8 protein-coding genes, 3 tRNA genes and 1 pseudogene are annotated in these 8392 nt (G+C 46.1%); 5 read left to right on the top strand and 7 right to left on the bottom strand.

Features of this window, described 5'->3' with window-relative positions:
- Positions 1-68: 68 nt before the first annotated feature.
- From ACWA6V_RS12740 to ACWA6V_RS12730, 3 genes are all read right to left on the bottom strand, one after another.
- Positions 69-144 (bottom strand) — tRNA-Glu (locus ACWA6V_RS12740).
- Between the two features lie 97 nt (positions 145-241).
- A tRNA-Gly gene (locus tag ACWA6V_RS12735) sits at positions 242-317 on the bottom strand.
- 6 nt (positions 318-323) lie between these two features.
- Positions 324-399: transfer RNA gene (locus ACWA6V_RS12730), tRNA-Glu, on the bottom strand.
- Positions 400-640: 241 nt separating this feature from the next.
- Between ACWA6V_RS12730 and ACWA6V_RS12725 the strand changes: the two genes are divergently transcribed.
- The 4 genes from ACWA6V_RS12725 (at position 641) to ACWA6V_RS12710 (ending at position 4992) form a co-directional block, all read left to right on the top strand.
- Positions 641-1444 carry a hypothetical protein gene (locus ACWA6V_RS12725; RefSeq protein WP_449522842.1) on the top strand — a complete coding sequence of 268 codons (804 nt, stop codon included), beginning with the start codon at positions 641-643 and terminating at the stop codon, positions 1442-1444.
- 361 nt (positions 1445-1805) lie between these two features.
- Positions 1806-2639, top strand: coding sequence for an endonuclease/exonuclease/phosphatase family protein (locus tag ACWA6V_RS12720; protein ID WP_449522841.1), 834 nt, complete (start codon positions 1806-1808; stop codon positions 2637-2639).
- Complete coding sequence (gene clsB / locus ACWA6V_RS12715) at positions 2636-3997, top strand: cardiolipin synthase ClsB (protein ID WP_449522840.1); 1362 nt, start codon at positions 2636-2638, stop codon at positions 3995-3997. The genes ACWA6V_RS12720 and clsB overlap by 4 nt, the downstream gene beginning before the upstream one ends.
- On the top strand, positions 3994-4992 hold the full coding sequence (locus tag ACWA6V_RS12710; RefSeq protein ID WP_449522839.1) for a lysylphosphatidylglycerol synthase domain-containing protein: 999 nt from the start codon (positions 3994-3996) through the stop codon (positions 4990-4992). Before clsB ends, ACWA6V_RS12710 begins: the two co-directional genes overlap by 4 nt.
- Positions 4993-5036: 44 nt before the next feature.
- Here the strand turns inward: ACWA6V_RS12710 and ACWA6V_RS12705 are convergent, their stop codons facing one another.
- The 3 genes and pseudogenes from ACWA6V_RS12705 to ACWA6V_RS12695 form a co-directional block, all read right to left on the bottom strand.
- Positions 5037-5375, bottom strand: a complete 339-nt coding sequence (locus ACWA6V_RS12705; protein WP_449522838.1) for a YajD family HNH nuclease — start codon at positions 5373-5375, stop codon at positions 5037-5039.
- Between the two features lie 34 nt (positions 5376-5409).
- Positions 5410-5682 carry a helix-turn-helix domain-containing protein gene (locus ACWA6V_RS12700; RefSeq protein ID WP_449522837.1) on the bottom strand — a complete coding sequence of 91 codons (273 nt, stop codon included), beginning with the start codon at positions 5680-5682 and terminating at the stop codon, positions 5410-5412.
- 81 nt (positions 5683-5763) lie between these two features.
- Positions 5764-6840 (bottom strand): annotated as a pseudogene (locus tag ACWA6V_RS12695) (alkene reductase).
- 204 nt (positions 6841-7044) lie between these two features.
- Here ACWA6V_RS12695 and corA point away from each other — a divergent pair.
- Positions 7045-8010 carry a magnesium/cobalt transporter CorA gene (corA, locus tag ACWA6V_RS12690; RefSeq protein WP_449522836.1) on the top strand — a complete coding sequence of 322 codons (966 nt, stop codon included), beginning with the start codon at positions 7045-7047 and terminating at the stop codon, positions 8008-8010.
- 50 nt (positions 8011-8060) lie between these two features.
- Here the strand turns inward: corA and ACWA6V_RS12685 are convergent.
- On the bottom strand, positions 8061-8392 hold a 332-nt coding region (locus ACWA6V_RS12685; protein ID WP_449522835.1), incomplete at its 5' end, for an adenylate/guanylate cyclase domain-containing protein.

Raw genomic sequence — 8392 nt, 5'->3', positions numbered from 1 at the left:
AGACTCGAACTCGCGACCCTAACCTTGGCAAGGTTATGCTCTACCAACTGAGCTATTCCCGCTAAATGTGGCGTCCCCTAGGGGACTCGAACCCCTGTTACCGCCGTGAAAGGGCGGTGTCCTAGGCCACTAGACGAAGGGGACATTTTGAAAGTTGCCTAGGTGACAACGATAAAACGTACTTCACTAACAGATTAAAACGTCAATCTTTACTGCATTAACTTCCCTTGGTGAGAGAAGTTGGAGCGGGAAACGAGACTCGAACTCGCGACCCTAACCTTGGCAAGGTTATGCTCTACCAACTGAGCTATTCCCGCTAAATGTGGCGTCCCCTAGGGGACTCGAACCCCTGTTACCGCCGTGAAAGGGCGGTGTCCTAGGCCACTAGACGAAGGGGACCCGGACCATCTTACGTTTTCACCAGCCCTTGCGAGTCGATGTCTGCGTCAGAAGTGGGGCGCATTCTAGGGACAGGTGCTGTTTGTGTCAACACTTTTAATTCTTTTTTTATCGGAGTGGAAACAAGCACTTAGCGCTTTTACGCTACCGACAAAGCACAAATTCTGGCGCCACTTTTTTCGGTGCTATACTAAATTCATTAATATGCCCAGCATTTAACCGATAAGGTTTTCAAACCATCATGTCAGCCTATGTTATTGCCATAATTTTCCTTTTGCTGATTTTACTGGCAGGGTATTTATTTTTATCGCATTCCATTGAAAAAAGGCGAGTACAACGTCAACGCTTGATTACTGCCCTACGCGCAAGACGCAATTCCTTTCGCGATCTCGCGACTAGCTTCCCCACAGGTTTTTTATCCAACGAACTAACTGCCCTTCTCTATCGCGCGCTGGTCGATTGCTGTGATCAGCTATCACGCCTTGAACCCAAGGATCCGACTCATGCCGAGCAATTCAACCTCTACACCAACCTGCTCGCCACTCAAAAAGACAACAACCAACAAGCGAGGGTGCGCCTGGAAAATCCGCAGCAAATAAAAGAGGCGCACAGCTTGTTACAAGAGCTCCATCGATTTGTCATGCAGCAATCGGCCCTACACCTGATAAACCAAGTACAGACCGAGGCCTATGTCGATCAAATTAACCGCTTGGTATTGCAAATGTCGGTTGATGGACACGTATTCAATGCACGTCAGGCACAACAAGTAGGCAAGGTACGTCTGGCCGTTCACTATTACACCCTGGCCCGCAAAGCATTGGCAGCTGAAAATGCAAGCCATGGTTTTGACAAACAAATCGCGCAGTTGGATGCAATGATTGCAAAGCTGCAAGAAAAAGCAGAGGCAACACCAGAAGGGGCAGAACAACCAGCAGCAACGTCCCCTACCAAACCCGCCGCAACGGCTGATGGATCATCAAGCAAAGAATGGAAAAATTTCGATGAAGAAAATGAAAAATGGAAGAAAAAACAAATTTATGATTGATGTGCGAAGAAAAAATAGTGTGGGTAGGTACGCAACAAACGTGGCTGCCGGCAAAGCGAGCGCTGATAAGCCATTTTATTCTTCTGCTTTTTTATAGGTTTTCTGCTTACCTATCTGAGCAGCCTCCCAAGCCAGCTTTTTAGCGATGAGACACCCTCTATTTTCCATCTACGGACTACCGTTAAGATAAATGTTACAAATATAAATATTTATCAATCCCGATCTATCAAGTAGATACACCCTCGTTACTTATACCCCCACCGCCCCCCACCGCCAGCAGCTTATGTGGGACAACATACAGAACTACATTAATAGTAGTGATTAAAATTTGGTATCTCTTTTACCCCAAAATGGTCACTCTATGAATGATGGTCCGAGTCCTACGAAAACCACACTTGCCCCACCTTTTTCAGAAGAGAAACCCAGCGCTATTGAGTTAACACCCCCCCATTCCACCGTACATAAGTTACGGATACTCACACTGAACATGCACAAAGGTTTCACTGTGTTTAATCGCCAATTTGTTCTACCTGAATTGCGTGACGCCGTTCGATCCCTCTCAACCGAACTTGTATTTCTACAAGAAGTACATGGAAGCCATAAACAACATGCACAGCGCCATAGCAATTGGCCAACCACGTCCCAATACGAATTTTTAGCCGATACTATGTGGCCAGAATTTTCCTACGGCCGAAATGCAGTATATCCCGAGGGGGATCACGGTAACGCCATACTGTCCAAATTCCCAATTATTCGTTTTCAAAATCTGGATATCTCTATTGGACGAATCGAACAACGCGGGCTTTTGCACAGCGTAGTGAAAATTCCAGGACACAAGGAAGTTCATGCAATCTGCGTGCATTTAGGTCTACGCGAAAGTCATCGCAAGCTACAGCTTTTTTTATTACGCGATTTAATTGAAAGTCTTCCATTATCAGCCCCCGTCATCATTGCAGGTGACTTTAACGATTGGCGAAAACGTGCGGATGCTATCCTTGCAACCTGTAATATGCGGGAAGCTTTTGTAAACGAATATGGCAAACCGGCAAAAAGTTTTCCTGCACGCTGGCCGATACTTTCTCTCGACAGAGTCTATGTGCGTAACGCGTCTACGCAAAACCCCAAAGTGTTATTGCAGCGCCCTTGGTCCCACCTTTCAGATCATGCACCCTTAGCCGTGGAGATTTTTATATGAAGGACAACTGGCGGGACGGTAATGACGTAAAGCTTCTTATTAACGGTGAAGAGTTTTTTCCTAGCGTATTCGAATGTATTCGCAATGCAAAAGAAGAAATCCTATTGGAGACATTTATTGTCTATGAAGATGAAATAGGCAATCAACTTCAACAAGAGTTAATTGCCGCGGCGCAACGTGGCGTGAGTATTGATATCACTGTTGATGATTACGGCACATGGGATCTGAGCCAGGAGTTTACCGATGCACTCACCGCGGCAGGAGTGCGCCTGCATATTTTTGACCCGCAGCCCAAACTTTGGGGCGTGCGCCTGAATATATTTCGTCGATTGCATCGTAAACTCGCTGTTATTGATCGGCATATCGCGTTCGTCGGTGGAATTAATTTTTCCGCCGATCATCTCATTAGCTCAGGCGAAAAAGCCAAACAAGATTATGCCGTAGAGGTACGAGGCCCAGTGGTAGCGGACATTCACCAAACCTGTATGCTCTTGTTGTTACGAGCCTCCAGCCGTAAGGAGCGGCGTAATTATATTCAGGCCGCGCAAGTAGCGGAGCCAGCTGCTGCTGGAGACGTGAGGGCATTGATGGTTGAGCGAGACAATGGCGCACACCCAAGGGATATAGAACGACAATATCTCCTTGCCGCCCGGCTAGCCCAAAAGCGTCTAATCATTGCCAACGCATATTTCTTCCCCGGATATCGTTTACTGCGCGAATTACGTCGCGCAGCACAACGTAATGTGGAAGTGATATTAATTCTGCAAGGTCAGCCTGACATGGCGTGGGTCACCGCCTTATCGCGTTTACTTTATAATTACTTATTGCGCTCTGGTGTGAAAATTTATGAGTATTGCCAGCGCCCCTTGCATGGAAAAGTCGCTCTCATGGACGACAACTGGGCGACAGTAGGATCGAGTAATCTGGACCCGCTGAGCTTGTCATTAAATTTGGAAGCGAATGTTTTTATCGATAATGAAGTGTTTAATCAACAGCTTTACGAACACTTTAGTCATCTTGTAAATAGTCACTGCAAAAAGTTAAACATTAAAACCGCAGTACGCGGTCTATGGTGGCGCGCTCCTATAATATTCTTGAGCTTCCATTTCTTACGAAAATTTCCCACTATTATGGGGTGGCTACCAGCGCATACACACGAACTAAAATTGGTAACCCCCTCGAAAGACTTTACCGATAGCGAAAAAAATCACATAACGCAAAAAACGGGAGAATCCACTAAGGTAACAAATGCTATATTCAAAAATAAACAAGGTTACGAAAAATATAACTTCGCTAAAAATAAATCCTTGAACGAAAGTTACAAGAAAAAAGGCTTGTCCAAGGAATCCATATCATGAGCCACTCCGGCTCACCTAGCGCTGCGGTAGATTCCCCAGCAAAGATGCGGGCACCCAATAAAAAGTGGCAATGGGCTAAGAGGATACTTACCATCGCATTTTTTATTCTGGTTCCCGTACTGCTATTGATGTTAATTAAAAATATCGAATGGGCAGAAGTAGAACAAGCGTTACGAAGTTACAACGCTAACACCTTATTAATCGGTACCAGCATTGCACTTTTCAGTCACCTTGTTTTCGCCAGCTACGATTTGGTGGGAAGAAAATATACAGGGCATTCTTTGCCCGTACGACAGGTATTACCCCTGGCGTTTGTCTGTTATGCGTTTACGTTGAATTTAACTGCCTGGGTTGGCGGCATTGCGTTGCGCTTCCGTTTATATTCACGCCTTGGGCTTGATTCAGGAACAATTACTAAAATACTCAGCATGAGCCTTATCACCAATTGGCTCGGCTATATCATTCTGGCAGGTATCTTATTTTCTTTCCGTTGGGTAGATTTACCGGATGAAGCCAAAATAGGTGGCACTGCACTACAACTGGTTGGGTTTATTTTACTCGCGATAGCGGCTATTTATTTTTGGGCATGCCGCTTCTCCAAGCGCCGATCCTTCCATTTTCGTGCCCATAAATTTACCTTGCCAAAACTACAACTTGCCCTGATACAAGCAGGGCTGGCAATGACTAACTGGTTGCTGATGGGTTTGATTATTTATACCTTTATGCCGGATAAGGTCACTTATCAAACAGTACTGGGAATTTTGTTGATCAGCAGCATCGCCGGTGTGGTCGCGCATATTCCTGCTGGGCTGGGTGTACTGGAAACCATCTTTATCGCAATGCTTCACCATCAATTGTCCAAAGGAAGTATTTTGGCAGCCTTGATTGGTTACAGAGTCGTCTATTTTCTACTGCCACTGGCCATCGCGTGTATTGTCTACCTTGTCATAGAATCACGCGCGAAAAGAATGTCGCAGAAAAATCAAAGTGGGTAACTAAAGTATTGCAGCACATCCGCAATAACGTTTAAAAATCACAACTATTTTTTATCTAGCAAGTTTTTCAAATCCGCAAAGGGATTGTGCGTTGCAGGGGCAATTTTCTTTTCCGTCGTTGAACCATACAAAACATGCTCATGGAATTTTGTATGTTCATGATCGTGGCAATACAGGCAAAGCAATTCCCAGTTACTGCCGTCAGCAGGATTGTTATCGTGATTATGATCGCGGTGATGAACCGTGAGTTCGCGAATATTCTTGGAGTTGAACTCGCGCGCACAACGCCCACAAATCCAGGGATACATTTTTAACGCTTTTTCGCGGTAGCCCTGCTCTTTTTGGAGATAGCTACTGGTGCGGCCAAGATTATCGGTAGTCATAAAAATGTACCAGACAGATAGAAATTAAGAATTATTATGGGTAGGCCAACACAGTTTTAATTTGCTCGATATTGTCGGCAAGCCAATGCCGATTAACCGCTCCCCAGCTCACAATACGATAAGTACCATTGGTGTTTTCCATATCGATATCCAATTCATGGATCGCTGCAAGCGTATCTTGCGCTGTGCGACGCGGCATACCGGTTGCATAAATAATTTTTGGCACCGTGTTACTACCTTGCTCAATCAACCAGGCAACATATAGCCGGCGATAAAAACTGGTTTTGGTTTTGCTGTGTTCGCTCATTCTATCAACCACTACTAAAAACCATGAATAAAATCAAAAGAGTCCGAATGACCGAACCCTTTTGAATTATCCAGGGTTAGATTAATCAGCCATCGCAGGATAATCAGTATAACCTACGGAATCGGCCGTATAAAATGTGGCCGAATCCGCCGCATTTAATGACGCACCCAGTTTAAAACGTGCTGGCAAATCCGGATTCGCGAGGAAGGGAACACCGAATGCTACCGCATCCAATTTTCCAGCGGCTATAGCTTCGGCAGCTTCATCCGCTGAATAACCCATGTTGCCAACCAACACGCCCTTGTAATGTTCGCGCGCCGGCGTCATCACATCGCCTTGTTGTGCCTGGAAGAAGTCGCTGCGCATTACATGCAAATAGGCGAGATTAAAATCATTCAAGCGTTTTGCTAACCAGGTGATAAGCGTAATGGGGTCACTGTCGATCATGCTGTTGTAGCTGTTGAGGGGCGATAACCGCAAACCAACTTGTTTGCTGTCCCATACTTCACACACAGCGGCGATAACCTCTAACATCAAGCGCGCGCGATTTTCGATCGGACCTCCATAGGCACCACTGCGTTTATTCGAGCCATCGCGCAGAAATTGGTCCAACAAGTAACCATTCGCGCCGTGAACTTCTACACCGTCAAAACCGGCGGCTTTTGCGTTGATAGCAGCCTGTTTAAATCCGGCAACTATACCAGGCAACTCGTCATCACTTAATGCGCGCGGTTAGGTATAGGGTAGTTTGCCTTCCGGTGTATGTACCTCATCGATAATTGCAATAGCACTAGGTGCAACGGGTTGTTTGCCCGCATTCAATGCGGGATGGCAAGCGCGTCCGCCGTGCCATATTTGTAAGAAAATCCTGCCGCCCTTTGCATGGACGGCATCAGTCACCTTGCGCCAGCCATCTACCTGGGCCTGCGAGTGAATGCCTGGCTCTTGCCAAAATGCCGAGTTTCCCTCCATCGCCATAGTCGCTTCGGCTATGATTAAACCAGCGCTGGCACGCTGGGCGTAATATTCAGCCATAAGTGCATTGGGTAGATGTTCAAGCCCTGCACGGCAACGGGTAAGTGGAGCCATCCATATACGATTAGGTACGTCGAGGTTGCCGATCTTTAAGGGACGAAAAAGGATTTCTGTAGTGCTCATAAAAACTCCGGTTAACGACATTGCTGAATAAGTTACAAGCGATTTGCTACGCTTAGGCTACTGAAAACGATCAATCCACGTTTACTCACGTTTTTATCATTTAATTGTTTTATGATTTGTGCAGCATGGGTGACACTGGGAATACACTAGCAGCACCTTAACACCCAATCCTCACTTCACACATATTTTTACGGAGATTTGCCTATGCTGATCAACTGTGTCGCTTATCAGGAGGGGAAAAAACTCTGCAGTATTCCGGTCGAAGAAATAAGTGACTATGTGAAAAAACCAGACTGTTTTGTATGGGTTGCATTAAAAGATGCAGAGCCTACCGAACTGGAGCAGATGCAACAGGAATTTGGCTTGCATGAGTTGGCAGTAGAAGACGCACACACTGGCTATCAACGCCCCAAAATTGAAGAGTATGGTGATTCCTTATTTGCCGTCATGCACACCGTTGAATTTGTCGATGGCGAATTAAGTGTCGGTGAAGTGGATGTGTTTGTTGGTGAAAATTATGTGCTCTCGGCACGCAACCGTACTCAACAAGGTTTTCTTGGCGTGCGCGCCCGTTGCGAACGCGAACCACATCTCTTGATACAGGGGTCAGCTTTTGTGTTCTATGCACTGATGGACGCGGTGGTTGATCGCTACTTTCCCGTCGTAGTTGCATTTGAAACTGAATTGGAAATTATTGAAGATCAAATTTTTACCAAGGGATCGCAGCGCGCCAATATCGAACGACTTTATGAATTAAAACGCAAAGTAACCACGCTGAAACACGCCGTAGCACCCTTGCTTGAGGCAGTGGGAAAGCTGGATGGTGGCCGCGTGCCCCCCATTGTTGCTGATACCAAAGATTATTTCCGCGATGTACACGATCATCTTTATCGCATCAACACCTCTATCGATTCCATTCGCGACACCATAGGCACCGCAATTCAGGTGAATCTATCGATGGTAAGCATCGATGAAAGTGAGGTGAATAAACGGCTCGCGGCCTGGGCAGCCATCTTTGCAGTGGCAACAGCCTTTGTGGGTATTTGGGGAATGAACTTTGAACATATGCCGGAATTAAAATGGAAATACGGTTATCCGGTATCCTTGGGAATTGTTTCGGTAATTTGCGTATATTTGTATTATCGATTTAAAAAATCGGGTTGGCTGTAATAAAAAATCACCGCTTAAGGCGGTGATTTTTCGCAATTCAACACTTGGCTTTATACCAAAGTATCCTGCAGATTTTTTGTTGCCTCCACTGCAAAACACTCAATATGCTCGCCCTGCTCTATCGTACCAATGGATTTTTTCAGTGGTACGCGGCGCGGGATAAATTTAAACAGGTCACTGCGCTCGGCGTAATGGCGCACCTTGTGACTAACGAGAACCTCTCCAGGCTCGGCCGCTGCTTCCATACGCGCAGCCATGCTAACGGCCACACCTTCCAAGTCGGCAATATCAGTTACCTCATTGTGGATAACCGCCACTTCACCCAGCTCGACGCCGATACGCAATTCAAAACCTGCTGCCCTTAATACATTGCGCATCATAC

This window comes from Cellvibrio sp., assembly GCF_053579595.1.
The sequence above is the reverse complement of the archived record's forward strand: the minus strand, read 5'-3'. Positions and strand labels throughout refer to the sequence as shown.

Bases quoted from the DNA above. Each gene is read 5' to 3' on its own strand.
- ACWA6V_RS12725 (WP_449522842.1), top strand. From the start codon at position 641: ATGTCAGCCTATGTTATTGCCATAATTTTCCTTTTGCTGATTTTACTG.
- ACWA6V_RS12720 (WP_449522841.1), top strand. From the start codon at position 1,806: ATGAATGATGGTCCGAGTCCTACGAAAACCACACTTGCCCCACCTTTT.
- clsB (WP_449522840.1), top strand. From the start codon at position 2,636: ATGAAGGACAACTGGCGGGACGGTAATGACGTAAAGCTTCTTATTAAC.
- ACWA6V_RS12710 (WP_449522839.1), top strand. From the start codon at position 3,994: ATGAGCCACTCCGGCTCACCTAGCGCTGCGGTAGATTCCCCAGCAAAG.
- ACWA6V_RS12705 (WP_449522838.1), bottom strand. From the start codon at position 5,375: ATGACTACCGATAATCTTGGCCGCACCAGTAGCTATCTCCAAAAAGAG.
- ACWA6V_RS12700 (WP_449522837.1), bottom strand. From the start codon at position 5,682: ATGAGCGAACACAGCAAAACCAAAACCAGTTTTTATCGCCGGCTATAT.
- corA (WP_449522836.1), top strand. From the start codon at position 7,045: ATGCTGATCAACTGTGTCGCTTATCAGGAGGGGAAAAAACTCTGCAGT.